1 protein-coding gene is annotated in these 600 nt (G+C 71.7%); it reads left to right on the top strand.

Features of this window, described 5'->3' with window-relative positions; all coding sequences use genetic code 11:
- Positions 1-42: 42 nt before the first annotated feature.
- Positions 43-600, top strand: a 558-nt coding sequence (locus tag DEF28_RS26720; protein WP_267900220.1) for a glycoside hydrolase family 16 protein, incomplete at its 3' end; no start/stop codon positions are given.

Below are 600 nucleotides of genomic sequence, written 5' to 3'. Positions count from 1 at the left end.
GAGTACCTGCCCAACGGCGGATGGGGCGAGGCGGGACCGGCGATGTACCTGACCTCCTACGAGACCTACCAGGCCGACCCGTGGGAGGCCGACAATGTCGCCGACGCGGCGTCGGTCTCCTGCGGAGTCTTCTTCGACGACTTCGCCTACAGCGGCAGCGGGGACCCGGCACTGGCCGACCACGGCTGGACCGCCCGCGGCTACCCCGGCGGCCCGGGCGTCCCCGGTGCGACCTGGTCGGCCGACGCCGTCCGCTTCACCACGGAGGCGGGCGCGACGCTGCTCCGGCTGCTCGCCTCGACCGACGGGACGCCTGCGGGGACGACCCAGGCGGAGCTGACCTTCGGGGCGGAGAAGTTCTTCGAGGGCACCTACGCCGCCCGCGTCCGGTTCGCCGACGCCCCGACCACGGGCCCGGACGGCGACCGGGTCGTCCAGACCTTCTACACCATCACCCCGCTGGCCTACGACAACGATCCCGCCTACAGCGAACTCGACTTCGAGTACCTGCCCAACGGCGGATGGGGCGAGGCGGGACCGGCGATGTACCTGACCTCCTACGAGACCTACCAGGCCGACCCGTGGGAGGCCGACAATGTC

Origin of the sequence: Marinitenerispora sediminis, from assembly GCF_003336425.1 — a bacterium.
Lineage (GTDB): Bacteria > Actinomycetota > Actinomycetes > Streptosporangiales > Streptosporangiaceae > Marinitenerispora > Marinitenerispora sediminis.
This window is presented reverse-complemented; position numbering and strand designations above follow the sequence as displayed.